This is a genomic window from Leptospira soteropolitanensis (genome assembly GCF_026151655.1).
Classification (GTDB): Bacteria; Spirochaetota; Leptospiria; order Leptospirales; family Leptospiraceae; genus Leptospira_A; species Leptospira_A soteropolitanensis.
The window spans coordinates 1-15,603 of the sequence record NZ_JAMQPN010000010.1 but is presented as its reverse complement, the minus strand read 5'-3'; the positions used below and the strand labels follow the sequence as shown (position 1 = coordinate 15,603).

Genomic DNA, 15,603 nt, shown 5'->3' with positions numbered 1-15,603 from the left:
TAGATACTCGTTGCAAAAATAAGAAAGAAATATGGAGACTCGTCAGGTAAGAATTCTTTTTTTAGCATTTTACGTTTTATCTCTCATTGTTTGGATCGCTGAAGAAATCTTTACGTTAACCAACCCGTCGGAGTATTTTGATAGGTTCCGGATTATCATTGCCACTGTAGAGTCCTTTATTGCAATTTCCTCTTTTCTTGTAGTCTTTATTCTGTACAAAGAACTGAAAGCGGAAGCTGTAGAAAATGTACAAGCAAAGTCTCAAATTCATGACTTAAAACGTACGAATAGAATCTTAAAAAATCCAGAACTTGAATTCTGGGCGGAAGCCAAAGCCCAAATGGTGGAATGGAATCTTTCGGAAGCTGAAACGGAAATCGCCATCCTGTTGCTTCGCGGTTTCTCTCAAAAACAAATCGCAGCCGTACGCAAAAAAAGTCTGCGGACTATCGAAAACCAAACTGCTTCCATATATGAAAAATCATCCATGAGGGGGAAATTGGAATTTATTTCTTACTTTTTAACTCCCCTGCTACCCGAAGAAGACTAAACAAAAAACCTTGACCATTCCCATTTTCTTTGGTTTTTATAGATTGTTTTATGAAGAATCAGAGAATCCTATTAACGTCTATTTTTCTTTCGTTCTGCACTTTCCCAATCCTTTCTCAAACCACATTGGAAGATAGGGACAAACAACGACAAACCGGCCTTATCACAGCTAACCAAAAGAAACAGGAAGAAATTTTACAGAAATATAATGACTTTGTAAATCGAGTGCAGGCAAAATTTTCTGGATTTAAAATGGCGACTACTCCTATCGATTTAAAACAAGCAGAAGGGATCGCAGACCATAATGCCGCACCGGGCGCCAAAGATAAAAAATCAAAGATGGTTTCGGCTATTGCTGCAGAAAATTTTATCCTTCAACTAGAACCTTCGCATACTATCTCTAATCGTTCAAACGTAAAAGTAAAAAAAGGTGATACTTTAGAAGTGGTTATGGTTCTGAAACAAGACGTAACTGCAAAAAAAGAAGAGCCACATTGGGTTCTTGTACGAACCAAATCTAAACAAGAAGGTTATGTGTCTCAAGACTTACTTTCACCTACCAAACCAATGCTAAAATCCAGAAATACAGAAGGACTTTCTTTAGATTTGTCTTCTCTCTCAGGTCGAATACCAGAGACACCTAACAATAATTATTCCGATAGCAAAAAAGGAAAAGATATGTGGGTCGAGGCAAGTTCTCTTAATATGCGTGGAGAACCTGATGTCAATGCCTATGTAGTTGCGAGACTTCCTAAAGGCCTAAAAGTAAAAATCGAATCCGCAACGGTCTCTGAAGATACCATTGATGGAATCACAGCTCAATGGTTTCAAATATCATCTGCTTACGGAAATGGATGGGTATTTGGTGGTTATTTAAGTTCATCCGAAGTGGTATCTTATGATGTTCAATCAGGAGAAAATAACTATCCCCAAGAAAATCCAGATGAACTAAAAAATGGAGAAAAAAGGTACATACGCTCCGCAAGTTTAAGAATGCGAGATGAACCAAACGATTACGGCTCAGTTATCATAACAATCCCTGGTGATGAAAAAATCAAAATCATTGATTCAAAAAAAGAAATAGAAACCATAGGTGGAGTGAGATCCAAATGGATTTACGTTTCATGGAATGATGAATGGGAAGGTTGGGTCTTTGGAGGATTTGTTTCCAAAGAGCGAGGCCCTCTTGTTGACAGTGACGATATTTCCAAATACTTTCAAATTCCTGTTGATAACGATCGTTATGTGTCATCGAATTTTGGAACGAGAGTTGACCCAGTGACAGGTAAAGTCGGAGCCTTTCATTCAGGAATCGACTTACCTGCTTCCATTGGTACACCAATAAAAGCCGTGAGCGATGGAAAGGTTTGGAGAACAATAACAACTAGCGGTGGTTATGGGATGCTAACAATTCTAAGTCATAAAAACAATATATTCACTTATTATGCCCACCAAAATGAACGCCAAGTAAAAGAAGGTGACACTGTCCGATCAGGCGACATCATTGGTCAGGTTGGCAATACCGGTAAATCCACCGGCCCACATTTACATTTTGAAGTTAGGAAAGGCCCTGACCAACAAGCATTGGATCCTGACGCCTATTTACCCAAATGAAACATAATCTGATTACCTTTAGTTTATTCCTACAACTCGTTTCCTTCGGAACTATTTTTTCGCAAGAAAACCCAATAGAATCAACGTCGATTACTCAAACCACGCCCGATATGGTTCAGATTTTAACCAAAGGGAACTTAAAGGAATTTGAAAATGCAATCTCTAATGGTGGTGATATTAACAGCAGTGACGAATCGGGAAAGTCTCTTCTAGTACTTGCTGTTGAAAAAAATAAACCTAAACATTTTGAAATTTTACTCAACCAAGGTGCCGATCTCAACAAAAGGGATCTCTCCGGCAAAACTTTGTTACACTATGTGGTTACTTCTCGTTTTACAAACCAAATCAAAACCATTGTGGAAAAAGGTGCAGACCTCAATGCATATGATGCTGATGGGAATACAGCCCTCCATGTAGCTGTTTTAAAATCGAGTCTTGCCGTACAGAAGTTACTTGTAGAAAGCAAAGCCGATGTAAACTTAAGAAACAATCCAAGAAAGTCCCCACTGTATTTAGCATTCGAAAAGTCAAAGATCGATTCGATTAACTACCTACTCCAAAATGGTGCTGACATTAATCTCCCTGATTTAACAGGAAGAACTCCCGTGTTTGTTTCCATTGAACAGAAGAATTTAAAACTTTTAACATTAAGTTTAGATTCCAATGGCAATCCAAATGCAGAGGATACAAAATCAATACGTCCCATTGTGTTTGCGATTGAAAAAGGATTTACCCAGGGATTGGAAGTTCTTCTGAACCGAGGAGCTGACGTAAATACCAAAACTCCTGACGGAGAATCTTTGTTATTTTATGCTTTAGAGAAAAAAAATTTAACAGCGATTAGCTTATTAATTAAAAAAGGACTAAACGTAGACTCCAAGAATTTAAGCGGAAAAACTCTTTTCGAGCTCGCTTTGCAAAAAAATGATACAAACTTATTAAAACTTGTATTGGAATCTGGTGCTAATCCCAACCAAACACTTTCTACTATTAAAAATCCTCTTGAAGACTCTATTGAAAATTCAAAGTGGACTATCGCCGATCTCTTAATACAAAAAAATGCAGATCTAATGACACCAAATCCATCTGGGTATCTTCCGATTCATTTGGCTTCGAGAAAAGCTGGTCTTAAAATTGTAGAAGCTTTAGTGAAAAAGAATGTTCCTGTAGACGCATTAAACCTTAAAACCAACGAAACCTCACTTTCTTTAGCTTTAGAGAACAAACAAATCGCTATTGCTAAGTTTCTATTATCAAAAAAGGCAGATCCCAACCACAAACAAAAAGACGGTGTTAGTCTGATTTTTTCGACTATCGAAAGAAAGGATGCAGAAGCATTTAAACTTTTAGTTTCAGCTGGTGCCGATCTTCAATCTTTAAACGAAGAAGGAGAAAACCTCATTACAGTAGTTTGTAAGTTGGAAATTGATAAAAAAGAACAAAAGTTTGCCGATGAAACTATTAAACTCTTGGTGACAAAAGGTTTGAACCCAAATACCAAAAACAAACGTGGGTTAAGTGCTCTTCACATTGCACTCAATAGAAATCGTATTGATACGATGTCCCAACTCATCACATTAGGTGCAGATCCTAACCTAACAGACAACAATGGCCTTACTATTTTACACAAAGCAATCCAAAAGTTTTTATCCTCCCGTGATACCACTCAGTCCGAAAGTTACAAGAAATTAGTACTATTCCTAATAGAGAGAAGAGCGAATATAAACCAACAGGATAAATTAGGGAAAACTATACTTTCCGAACTAGCAATCCAGTTTGATCCTGGTAAAAGCGATTCTATTTTGGAATTAGCGAGGGTATTCGTCCTAAACGGCGGAGATTCTAAAGTGGAAGACAAAATGGGAAAGTCACCTCTAGAATATGCTGAGGAAAAAAGAATTCCTGAACTAATTGAGATTTACCGCGGCCTTTAATGTCCATTCCTAAAAAAGATAATCGAATCAACATTTTTGACTTTGTAAACACTGTCCCTACGAAGACTTTTAAACGAGGAGAAATCATCGTAAGAGAAGGAGAACCGTCTAACGAAAGAATGTATTTCATTTTAAGTGGAACTCTTTCTGTTGGCATGGGTGCCCCGGACCAAGGAAATTTTCATGAAGTGCGAAAACTTTCTACAGGAGAATTTTTTGGGGAAATTGCGCTGATTTCTAGTCACCCTCGAGCGATGACTGTTTTTATAGAATCAGACCGAGCACAACTTGGAATTTTAGACAAACAAAATTTAATACGTATCGCTAACTCAAATCCTATGTTTGTATATGCTTTATTACAAACTTATGTTGAACGTTTGATAGAAGCAGAACAAAAGCTAAAAGATCTTACGGAGTCTACTGATGGGACTTAAAGAATCACTCGCAAAACTAAGTATGATCAACATCAAACGAGGTGAGGTGCTCTTTAAGGAAGGAGTACCTTCGAACGGTGCTATGTTTTTTTTGTTTGAAGGACAACTCGATATTTATAAACAAATTGAAAACAAACATGTAAAACTCAGAAGCATTCTACCTGGTGAATTTTTTGGGGAGATGGCAATTATCAATAATAGTCCAAGAGCTGCTTCCATTGTTGTAGTATCTGAATCTGCAAAATTAGGAATCATCAACAGAACTACTTTTGTGCAGATGAGCCAAGAAAGTCCCGAGTTTTTATTTCTATTACTGAAAAAGGTAATCGAAAGGCTCTACGAAACTGATGGAAAAATTAGAGCCATCAAACGAAAACAAGACGAAGACTCTGTGATTGCAAAAATGATACCAACTACTAATGCCACCTCTATTGGAAGTGATGAGTCAACGTCGGCGCAAGATCCATTTTCTGACAATACAACACCCATTGGTGAATGACTATTTAACTTTGTTTTTACGTTTTAATTTAAAGAATTCTGGTGAAATCTGAATCTCAGGTATCACCCAACCTCGATCTTCCGCAACTAAATCCCTAATAACATCAGCAATTTGATCAGGCAATAAAAAAGACTTTGGATCTTCATCAGGTTCAAAATTCAGGTGATTATAAAAATCGGTTTTAGTGATGTCAGGTATGATCAAATGAACTTTCACACCAAACTTTCGCAATTCGGCAAATAGTTCCCTTGCGTAATGATGAATACCTGCTTTTAGAGAAGCATACACATTCCCCCAAGGAGAAATTTCCTTACCAGCGACTGATCCAATAAATACAATGCGACCCTTGTTTTGTTTTAAAAATCGAGTCAGATGAGTAGTTAATAACATTGGTGCAGTAATATGGAGTCCAACCATTTCTCGAATTTTATCTGAAGATAATTCTTCTACTGGAGAAAAATAGGCAAGTCCTGCATTATGAACCAACAAACTTACATCTTTTTTATCAGGAATAGTATCTAATATCCGATCCAACTGTTTAACATCGTTAAGATCACAAGAAATTAAATGGAACTTATCATTTGAATAATTACAATTTTCTGGATTTCTGGCTATTCCATAAACCTTATACCCCAAACCAACTAACATCCGAGATATGGAAAGCCCAATCCCTCTAGATGCTCCGGTTACTAATGCAACTTTTGAATCCTTCACAAACTCTCCATAAAATCCCATACAAGTTCAGAACCACTAATGACCTTCGTAGTTTTTCCCTGATTTATAAATGGTATCATTGGTGTTTCTCCCGGCCAACTATGACCCAAGCCATTTAGCTGAATTAAACCGACTTTGGTATTCTCTGCACAAGACTCATATCGAAAGAAATCTAGTTTTATTTCTGCTTCGTCTTCTTTGAAACTTTTTGATTTTTTAGTAACAACATCACCGCAAGAATTCCATTCTTTCCATCTTTGAATAGAATCATCAACTGAAAGAATCTCTCCCCCATCTCTCACATAACCACCACTATACGGAACTAATGGATCCTCAGTTCCAGCGATGATACCAATAGAAACGGGTTTTGTTTTTAAACTCAACTTCCTCTTCAGCGTTGATACGGAAAGTTGAGCCGCAACACTCACCACTCCTTTCCATAGTTCGGGTTTTTCAACGGCCAATCTTTGAGCCATAAAACCACCATTAGAATGGCCAACCAAAAATATTTCCTTTGAATTTACAGATCCTTCCGCTATTAACCTTTTTACTATGGATTCAATGAAAACAACATCATTGATTTTGTTTTGATCTGCTGGGGTATTTCCCCTTCCGTCAGCCCAACTTCTTTTAAAACCATCGGGAAAAACTACCACAAAACCCTTTGAATCAGAAAGAAGATCCAATTTAGTTTGTTTGATCATAGAAGAACCAGAGCCAAATCTCCCATGCAACGCAACTAACAGAGGAACTGGTGAACCATCCCATTTTTTTGGATAATGAACCATATATGTTCTTTTGTTATTTTGAATTTCCAAAACATCCTGTTTTTCATTTGGAGATAACTTTCGAGTGAGCCCCATACATGATAAAGTTAAACATAAAAAGGCAATTGCAGACAATGTCCTCATATTTCTTTTATCTCCAATTTAGTTGCTTCAATTAATTGTTCTTTATAAACTTTGTTTGGCCAATGAGTGATCATAAAAATAACAACTGGAATTCCACGCCACTGATCCATTCCAAGATCATATACAAATTCTTTTTCTACTTCACCTAAATTAGAATATCGAAAAGTAAGTGTAGATTCCGTCCTGATATGAGATGGAACAAAACCACCCGAAAGAAATGTCAAAAGAAAATTCAATCGATGTATCCATAAATAGCGATAATGCGGCTCTCTTTTTTGGAGAATCACTTCTAATCCTAAACTGGCATTTGGATCATTAATGAATCCTTCTTTTAACAAAACTTCCAAGATCGCCTTTTTTTCTTCATCGTAACGGTAAAACCCTGTAAAAACGATTCTGACTTTTTCTTTTTCAATCGATAAAGATTTACGTTCTTTAGATATAACAACATCCGGAAAAGCAGCACAATTAAGTAAAACAGGGATAAGAAGAATACAAATCAAAAATCGTAACTTAGACTTAAAGTTCATTGGATGTATCTCCTAAAAATTCGGACACTTTTTCCGTAAGGATTGGTTTCCATTCTTTACTATCATCTCCCCACATTAGGAGAAGAGAAACCCAACCAAACACGCGATAGGATTCCATCGGATATCGAAACTCCTTGTATGGTTTTCCTTTTTTACTTAATCTAAATACCAAATAATCATCATCTCGATCAACATCAGGTATTACAAAAAAAGTACTAATAGCAAGGAAACGATTGATTAAATAAACTCCAAATCTGATAGGATCCCTCTCTGGCAAATAAGAAACTGGTTCAGATGCTTCTCCTAAGAAGAATTTGAATCTAGGACTTGATTCCAAAATGATTTGGACATGAACATCTGTTTTTGTAGGGTCTTGGTATCGAACAGTTGAAAATTTTCCAGAGGATTGTAAAGCAGATAGTATATAAGAAATCCTTCTACGGTCTGCCTCGTCATCCCAACCAATCAATTCATAACTAATAGATTTATTTTTAATGTTTTTAGAAAAATCAACCCTTGGTCTCTCTGAGGAATAAAATACAGAACAAGAAATAAAAGGAACTTTAAATAATAAACATAACAGAACAATTAAAAATCTTTGTTGCATGGTCCCTATCCTCTTATTAATTCAAATTTATATAATTTGATTTCATTGCCATTTAATAAAATCGATATAGTATGTGTTCCAGGATAATATACCCTGGTAGTGATCGGTATAAATGAATGTTTTTTATAAATTATCACTTCTTCATTTGGCAATAAACTTCTTTCACCCAACTGAAATACCTTATAACCAAAGGTACCATTCGCTAACAAAAACCCAATTTTATATTCTATCCTAACCTTAGTTTCATCCTTAGGCGTTTGTTTGATTGAAACTTTAAACTCAAGTGGACTTCCTATCTTGACTATTTTATTCAATAATTCAAATTTGATTTTTTGGGGTTTCCAATTTGTGTTATAAGAAAAAAAAGATAGTGCCTCAGTATTTCCTTTTTTTAGAAGCGTTCGCAAAGCATGTTTCAAATTTTTATCTAATTCTTTTGACTTTCCAAATTTATTTCTACAGAACTCCAACACTAAATCAGAATTAAGTTTAGAGATATCATTTAAATGATTCGCTGCACTCCTTCGAACAATCTCATCTTTATCATCCCAAAGAGTTTCAATAATAGGCATATGTATTGCTGGATTTTTTTTAATTTCAGGAATGCCAATGCCCCAAGGTAACATCGGCCGACTTCCTTCGCTAGCCAGTCGCCTAACCATTGGCTCTTTATGTTTCGACCATTTATACATTTGTTTTAAGGTTTTATCAAAGTGTTGTTTGTAAAAGAACCTAATAGCAAACTCAGCACTAGAAAATACCGTGAGTTTTTCCAGTACTTTCATCGATGTTTCAAAATCATTTAACCCCTTTTTGGTGACAACATCATTCAAAAAGATATAAGGAAAATTAAAATCAGAAACACCCTGTTTGCGTAAAGTTTCTATCAATTTAAATAAATTCGGATATATTTGAACAAGAGGATCTTGCCAATATTCAACCAACACATCAGATAAACGGTTGATTCTTTCTTTTAATTCCAACTGTTTCCAGGGAGAAGCAAATACCTGTTTTTGGAATGTCAGAGGATTGATTTTGGAATCAACCTTAGCCAATTGGTTACCGAATCCGAGAACCCATTCTCGGGAATACATTGCTTTTAAAGGTTCCATACGAACTAAAACGATTCTACATCCCCCCTTTAGTAATTGGAATCGAAAAAGTATTTTTCGTTAGAATTTAAGATAAGCAGATTATAAAAAATTTAGTCGGCGTCAAGCCATTGGCAACCAAACAGAAAAACACGCTCCATTCGGAACATCTTCTAACTCAATTTTTCCTCCCATTTGTAAAATTATCTTTTTGCAAATATCAAGACCTAAGCCCATACCTTCTCCCGCAGGTTTTGTCGTAAAGAATGGATCAAAAATTTTATTCTTAATTGAGTCAGAAATGCCAGTGCCGGAATCAGTAATAGACACTTTAATCCAAGATTCCACTTCCTGAATTTTGATTTCTAATGTTCCGACATAACCCATTGCCTGTAATGCATTATTCAAAAGATTAATCCAAACTTGATTCAGTTTATCTCTACTTCCTTTGCATTTTTTATCTGTTAAATATTTTTTTAACACATTAACTTTAGTTAACTTGTGATGATATAAAGACAATATAGTTTCAATTTCGAAAATAAGATCAACCGCGGTATCCCCACTTAAAATATCTTTTTCTGAAACCAAGTAACTCTTCAAAGCTTTGATTACATGGGTTGCTTTTTCTGATGCAACCGATATGATTTGATTAGATCGATAGGCAGCAAAAATATTTGCTACAGTTTCCAAAATTTGAAGAGAATTTTCACTTTCTAAAATTTCGTTTAGTCCATCACCCAAACGAAACGCTCCAGTTTCGACCACCAGCTGCATATGTTTTCCATATAAATCCATCTTTTTCGAATTCGAATACTTTATAGCTAGTTCTTTTTTTATAGATCGCTCTTCCTTTCCCTCAAGGAAAATATTATTTTTCAAACTTTGTTCAAGCAACTTATGGAATCGCAAAGAATCCTCTTTATTAAATCCAATTATAGACTCAATAACGTTCTTTATTTTATTTAGAAAATCGGTGATAGATTGGTTTGAAGAAACTATCGCACCTAACGGTGTATTCAGTTCATGTGCCATTCCTGCTGATAATTGTCCAAGAACCGCCAACTTTTCGGATGCCAAAAGTCTCTCTTGAGCCTCAGTAAGCTCTTTCAATGTATTCAACAAACTCTGATTTAATACCTGCAAATATTCATTCGAATGTTTTAACTCTTCAGTTCTAACTTCAACCTGCTTCTTAAGATTCTCAGAATATTGTTTATTCAATCTCCGCCATTGAACCAACCAAATTATTAAAAAAGAAACAACTATAAATCCAAACGCATAATAAATCCAATCGTAGTTAACTTTTGGGTTAGGATCGTAGATAAATCCTTTTAAATCAATATTTTTAGGCAACATTCCTAATTCGGAATATACTTCATTGATATGTTTCCATCGGCCAGGATTCATATACCCCATCTCAACCAGGACAGGTTGAATCAATGGAGTCATTTGTTCCGCTTCAAAAAGTAATCTTTCTTTCGGATTCCGTTTTGAATATTTTTCGTAAATAAGGTCAACTATCTCCGATTGATGCGCCATCGCATATTGCCAACCACGAAGACTCGCTTCCCTAAAAGCCTTAACTCTCTCTGGATGTTCCCGAATCTCGGCTTCACTGGTAAACAAATTATCGCCATAAAAATCTATCCCAGCAACTCGTGGCGAATAAGCAATATAAGGGAATCCTGCTTTTTTAAAATCATACGCTTGTGTTGTTGCATAACCAGAATATGCATCAACCTTTCCTTGTATTAAATCATTTGGATTGAATCCATGCTCTAACAATTGTAAATCGCTAGGCCCAATACCTTCTTTTTTCAAATAAGCCACTATTTCATCCATTCTCGGAGTCAACATCACTCGTTTTCCAGCGAGGTCGTGGATACTTTGAATATTCGAAGTCTTTTTGAAATATAAAACGGAAGGAGAATGTTGAAAAATTACAGCAAGTACCACTACGGGTTTTCCAGCAAATCGTTCTTGAATTAATTCATTACTTCCAACACCATATTGACCGGTTGATTGTATTACTTTTTCATGAATACCTTTGATTCCAACAGTACTTTCTAAAATTTCAACATCTAGCCCAACATCTCGATAAAAACCCTTTTCTAGTGCAGTATAATATCCAGCAAATTGGAATTGATGAAACCATTTTAAATGAAGAGTAACTTTTTCGATTCCGAAAACAGGGGAGTGAGATAAACAGAGAAGGCTAAAAAAAAAGAAAAAAATCTTTTTAGAGGCCCTTCCATGCATAAGCTTTTTATATCGATTGTATTTTGCAAATCAATGAAATTAATCAATATAAAACCATTTTATTTCATTTTGCTCCAAATAGGAATGTTACCATCTTTTACATTGATTAAAATTTAGAATAAAAACTTAATGATTAATCTTCTGTTTTACTTTTTCAATCCAGTCAAGATTGAGTTTTGCTAGTTTTTCTGCATATTCTAGCGTGAGAGACCAGTATTCTTGGTCAGGATGGTTTTCCCAATCACTGTCTAATTCTTTTTGAAAAGTTTTGAGAGATTTTAAATCCTCTTTTTGTTTTCTTGTTTCTTCTTCCAATTGTTGAGTTAATAGCTTAGGATTCATATGCCTTCCAAAAAATACCTTAAACAATAGTTCATTTCTTTTATTAGTTTGAATGGTAGATTCATCCATCCAACGGCGAAATGCTTCTAACCCAGGACGAGTGATTTTATACACTTTTTTCTTTTTTCCGCTACTGTCAGTTTTTTCCCATTCACGAATTAAGCCTTCTTCTTCTAACTTCGCTAGTGTTGGATAAATCTGACCAAAACTTTCACTCCAGAAAAAACTAATCGTTGATTCAATGTATTTACGGATTTCATACCCATTCATTTCACATTGCGATAAAATTCCTAGGAGCGCATAAGGTGTTTTACTTTCTCGTTTCATTTAAATCTTTTAGATAATTCTGAAATTGATAATACATTGAAGTCACTTCATTCGGCGACTCTATTTGCGGCCAATGACCTATCATTTCTGATAAAAAATAAACAGGCTTATTAGGAAAAGTTTGTGTAAACCGATTTGCCATATGCCTTCCAGAATTTGGATCAGCAGGTCCACAAATATAACAAAATGGAATTCCTGTTTTTAACATCGCCTCAATCCACCTATTTTGATAATGAACTTTTTCAAAGACCATTCTACCAATGAGGTAGGCTATTGATTTTCCCTTTTTATAATTTAACACTTCCCAAAGAATATTTAGTAAACTTAAGTTTGGTTTTGTATCTCGGCCAAATAAACGAAGTAGAGAATTCTCAACTGATTTTCTGCTCATACGATTACTTAAAAATCTTCCGATCGCATTGGGAGTTTGCGATAATAACCTTTGAATCAACCTTGGTTTATAAACATCTATAAACAAACCCCCATTCATAAACGCAATCGATCGAATTTGAAATTTATTTTTCTCCGGAGATGCTAACATTTCTTGGACAACACTTACTGCTAAATCATGGGCCAAAATATCGGCTTCAACTATATTCAAATGTTTAGCAACTTCATTCACTATCTCTGCGTATTCTTCAAACGTATAACGATAATTTTGTGGTTTATCAGAAAAACCCATTCCCAAAAAATCCAGAAGGATAATCTTTTTCTCTTTGGATAACTCTGGAATGACTAAACTCCAGTCATAACTATTGAATGGATATCCATGTAGAAGGAATATATTTTCACCAGTTCCTATCACACGGTAAAAAATTGAGTAACCTCGAAAATTTAAATATTGCCCCTTACTTTCAAATTCATTTAATTCTGGATTAGCAAAAATCATATTATTTACCTTCTATTGCAATCGATTCAACTAACTTAGTCCATTTCATAAAGTCTCGTTGTTTTCGAGTTCTTACCTGACCAAAGATAGTTACTTTGACTGGAGATACTCCACAAAATTCCAAAGTACCAAACTTCAATAACTGAACACCAGGAGATTTATTGAACCATTTGTAATACCAACTCGGAGCATCCATTGTTACAATAATACGGGCAGTTTTACCTAACAAAAGTTTTTCGGGAAATGGTGAATTCTTTCGATATTTAAAAGAAAATCCAGGCAAAAAAACGCGATCAATCCATGCTTTTAAAACCGCAGGCATACTGGCCCACCAACTAGGAAATACAAAGACCAAATGATCAGATTCCGATATCAATCTTTGACTTTGGATTAAGTCAGGTTCTAGTAACTGTTGGGATTCTTTTTTATGACCCATATGTAAATTATAATCAAATTTCAATTCACCTAATTTCAGAAAATTGACAGTATGACCGACTTTCTTTGCTTCATTTACATAGGTTTCCGCTAAATGCGCACAAAGTGAATTCGAATTCGGATGGCCAAGGACTACAAGAATATTCCGACGATTTGTTTGCATGGGACACCATATCTAATAGATATATTTCCAAGATATATCTATTAGATATGCTTTGTCAATACGAAAATTCAAAATTTTTCCTTATTGTTCTGCGCAGTAGAACTTCAAATCACTAGTGCATGCAACGTTCAAATTATTGAGGAGTGCCCCTGAAGTACTACTTGAATTGCCCACAACGCCATTTCCAGAAACTGAATTTCCCCAATTGGAACAATGGTCCGGTTGCGCATCCCAGGAGGTTCCCATCCCTGTCCAAGTTGTTACAGAGCCTGGATCAATTCCTGCCAGAAGCGGGAATGTTAGTAAAGAAACACCATTTGTAGTACCAATCAGAGTAATATTATTACTCTGATAATAAGACGCATAAGGTTTTAAAACCCAATCCACTTGACCATCACCAGCATTTGCTGTTAAACTTGCGATTCTAACTCCCGAATCGGTAACAAGCATCGCCTTACATAGGGAACCCGCAGGACACTTTGGATCCATTGAACACATGGCATCTGCGCCAACAATCCCACCTAGATTTCCTTTAGTAAGAGTTGAATTCACGAATAACCGTTTATCATTATCTTGAATCTGCATCGAGATCAATCTTTCTTGAAGTCGCAAATTACTATCCGCCGATGTTGGTAACAAACGAATCAAAAAATCTCTGGTCCCATTTAATAGGGTATCATTCACTGCTGTTACCGTAATATTTTTTGAGACTTCCCAGTCATTTGGTGTCCAAACAAATGATGTTGGTGAAACCGTAGCATAACTTGGATTACTTACTATGACTTGGACGGAAACTGTATCTTTGGGAGCAGATCCAAAAAAGGATTCAAAAGTGATCGAGCTACCTTGAGAAGCATTTCCTCCGGACTCAGACAAAGTGCCATTGTATGTATTAATGTTAAGACCCGGATTTGTAACGATTCTAACCCCTGGAAAACAAGGGTGTTTTTTTCACCTAGCAAGCCTAATAGAATGAAGGTGTCACCATAAGAGCGTGAATTCGGGTCACATAGGTTATTTAACTCAGTTTTTGCGCAAGAGAGAAATGCAAAAAAGGAAACGAAAAACCAAATTGTAATTTTCTCAAGTTTGAGAACAAAAAGCATTAATAATGCAATTAATTTTTTTCCTATATTTTTTTACAAGTAACTACAAAACTCATACAGCTAAAATGTTAATACTCTACGCAAAATAAATTTACAGGGTTATTACAATTAAAATTACCTCCAAAAAGCGTGCTATTTGTAAATTGTGTACGAAGCATATAACCCGTAACAGTATTAGTATTATCCGTCCAATCACTACAACTATTTGCCCCCAATATCCAACCAAAGTTACTACCAAGCCATGTCCCAGGAGCAGTGGCACTCATAACACTGAAAAAGGGAATTTGTAAGAGTGAAGAGGAATTTGTATTTGCTATCAAAGATGTGTTATCGGTGAGATAATAATGGGCATTAGGATGTAGAACCCAATCAACCTGGCCGTCACCTAAATTTGCAGATTGAGAGGCTACTCGCGTTGAACCTAAAATCATCGCCTTACAAGTTGAACCAGCAGGACATTTTATATCAGAAGAACAAATAGTATCAGCCCCAGAAATTCCGCCAAAAGATCCTCCCGTATATGCATTTGCTGAAACAAATAATCGTTTTTCATTATCCAAAACTTCAATCGGTATAATTATAGGTGTTAGATCTAAATCTGTATCATCCGATTTTGCTATGAGTTGCAGACTAATCTTTCGATTGCCATTCAACAAATCATCATTTTTAGCAGTAATATAAAAAGTCTGTGGAATCGACCACGATTGGGAATCGAATGTAATATTCAATTGCGATGCAGTAACATAAGTTAAATCCGAAAGCACCAATTGGATTTCAACCTTCGATATAGGTTTTCTTTTTAGTTGAACTGTAAAGGATTGAGAACTACCTAAAGTTAAGTCTCCACCGCCTTCTGAAACTTTACCTTCTTTTCTATTCACAAAAATAACAGAAGAATTGAAATCAACGATACCAGCAGTGACCTGCCCCCCAAAAATTGGACCACTTGATAAGTTAGTTTTCCTCCGATAAATAGGAGTAAAGCATGGCGAAGAAAAGAGTAGAAGAACCTAAGATATTCCAAATTCTAAAAGAAGCAGAATCTGGAGTTACGATCAAAGAATTATCAAGAAAATATGGTTTTACAGAGCAAACTTTGTATAGATGGCGGAACCAATATGGAGGTCTTGAATTAAGTGATATCCAAAAAATGAAAGAACTTGAACGAGAGAATTCAGAATTGAAGAAAATTGTGGCAA

17 protein-coding genes are annotated in these 15,603 nt (G+C 35.6%); 6 read left to right on the top strand and 11 right to left on the bottom strand.

The window, feature by feature from the left end; genetic code table 11:
* The first annotated feature begins 31 nt into the window (after window positions 1-31).
* From ND811_RS16705 to ND811_RS16685, 5 genes are read left to right on the top strand one after another with little or no spacing between them, the layout of a single operon-like run.
* Window positions 32-550, top strand: coding sequence for a helix-turn-helix transcriptional regulator (locus ND811_RS16705; RefSeq protein ID WP_265353219.1), 519 nt, complete (start codon window positions 32-34; stop codon window positions 548-550).
* A gap of 50 nt (window positions 551-600) precedes the next feature.
* Entirely contained in the window at window positions 601-2,163 is a 1,563-nt protein-coding gene (locus ND811_RS16700) for a peptidoglycan DD-metalloendopeptidase family protein (RefSeq protein ID WP_265353220.1), read from the top strand.
* Window positions 2,160-4,097, top strand: a complete 1,938-nt coding sequence (locus tag ND811_RS16695) for an ankyrin repeat domain-containing protein (RefSeq protein WP_265353221.1) — start codon at window positions 2,160-2,162, stop codon at window positions 4,095-4,097. Before ND811_RS16700 ends, ND811_RS16695 begins: the two co-directional genes overlap by 4 nt.
* Window positions 4,097-4,531 carry a Crp/Fnr family transcriptional regulator gene (locus ND811_RS16690; protein WP_265353222.1) on the top strand — a complete coding sequence of 145 codons (435 nt, stop codon included), beginning with the start codon at window positions 4,097-4,099 and terminating at the stop codon, window positions 4,529-4,531. The genes ND811_RS16695 and ND811_RS16690 overlap by 1 nt, the downstream gene beginning before the upstream one ends.
* Window positions 4,521-5,030, top strand: coding sequence for a Crp/Fnr family transcriptional regulator (locus ND811_RS16685; protein WP_265353223.1), 510 nt, complete (start codon window positions 4,521-4,523; stop codon window positions 5,028-5,030). Before ND811_RS16690 ends, ND811_RS16685 begins: the two co-directional genes overlap by 11 nt.
* On the opposite strand, the gene ND811_RS16680 is transcribed toward ND811_RS16685, so the two are convergent.
* From ND811_RS16680 to ND811_RS16630, 11 genes are all read right to left on the bottom strand, one after another.
* The gene (locus ND811_RS16680; protein ID WP_265353224.1) at window positions 5,031-5,744 is read right to left on the bottom strand and encodes an SDR family oxidoreductase; all 714 of its coding nucleotides are present in this window, start codon (window positions 5,742-5,744) and stop codon (window positions 5,031-5,033) included. It abuts the gene before it with no gap.
* Window positions 5,741-6,655, bottom strand: a complete 915-nt coding sequence (locus ND811_RS16675; RefSeq protein ID WP_265353225.1) for a CE1 family esterase — start codon at window positions 6,653-6,655, stop codon at window positions 5,741-5,743. Before ND811_RS16675 ends, ND811_RS16680 begins: the two co-directional genes overlap by 4 nt.
* Window positions 6,652-7,185 carry a hypothetical protein gene (locus tag ND811_RS16670; protein ID WP_265353226.1) on the bottom strand — a complete coding sequence of 178 codons (534 nt, stop codon included), beginning with the start codon at window positions 7,183-7,185 and terminating at the stop codon, window positions 6,652-6,654. Before ND811_RS16670 ends, ND811_RS16675 begins: the two co-directional genes overlap by 4 nt.
* Window positions 7,175-7,792, bottom strand: a complete 618-nt coding sequence (locus ND811_RS16665) for a hypothetical protein (protein ID WP_265353227.1) — start codon at window positions 7,790-7,792, stop codon at window positions 7,175-7,177. The genes ND811_RS16670 and ND811_RS16665 overlap by 11 nt, the downstream gene beginning before the upstream one ends.
* Before the next feature lie 5 nt (window positions 7,793-7,797).
* Window positions 7,798-8,904 carry a DNA alkylation repair protein gene (locus tag ND811_RS16660; protein WP_265353228.1) on the bottom strand — a complete coding sequence of 369 codons (1,107 nt, stop codon included), beginning with the start codon at window positions 8,902-8,904 and terminating at the stop codon, window positions 7,798-7,800.
* A gap of 102 nt (window positions 8,905-9,006) precedes the next feature.
* Window positions 9,007-11,142 carry an ABC transporter substrate-binding protein gene (locus ND811_RS16655; RefSeq protein WP_265353229.1) on the bottom strand — a complete coding sequence of 712 codons (2,136 nt, stop codon included), beginning with the start codon at window positions 11,140-11,142 and terminating at the stop codon, window positions 9,007-9,009.
* Window positions 11,143-11,268: 126 nt separating this feature from the next.
* Window positions 11,269-11,811 carry a PadR family transcriptional regulator gene (locus tag ND811_RS16650; protein ID WP_265353230.1) on the bottom strand — a complete coding sequence of 181 codons (543 nt, stop codon included), beginning with the start codon at window positions 11,809-11,811 and terminating at the stop codon, window positions 11,269-11,271.
* On the bottom strand, window positions 11,795-12,700 hold the full coding sequence (locus ND811_RS16645; RefSeq protein WP_265353231.1) for an alpha/beta fold hydrolase: 906 nt from the start codon (window positions 12,698-12,700) through the stop codon (window positions 11,795-11,797). Before ND811_RS16645 ends, ND811_RS16650 begins: the two co-directional genes overlap by 17 nt.
* A gap of 1 nt (window position 12,701) precedes the next feature.
* A complete protein-coding gene (locus tag ND811_RS16640) occupies window positions 12,702-13,298 on the bottom strand; it encodes an NAD(P)H-dependent oxidoreductase (protein WP_265353232.1) in 597 nt (198 codons plus the stop codon).
* Window positions 13,299-13,379: 81 nt separating this feature from the next.
* Complete coding sequence (locus tag ND811_RS16635; protein WP_265353233.1) at window positions 13,380-14,174, bottom strand: DUF1554 domain-containing protein; 795 nt, start codon at window positions 14,172-14,174, stop codon at window positions 13,380-13,382.
* Between the two features lie 298 nt (window positions 14,175-14,472).
* A complete protein-coding gene (locus ND811_RS16630) occupies window positions 14,473-15,285 on the bottom strand; it encodes a DUF1554 domain-containing protein (protein ID WP_265353234.1) in 813 nt (270 codons plus the stop codon).
* Between the two features lie 104 nt (window positions 15,286-15,389).
* Here ND811_RS16630 and ND811_RS16625 point away from each other — a divergent pair.
* A partial coding sequence (locus ND811_RS16625; protein WP_265365540.1) for a transposase occupies window positions 15,390-15,603 on the top strand: 214 nt, incomplete at its 3' end.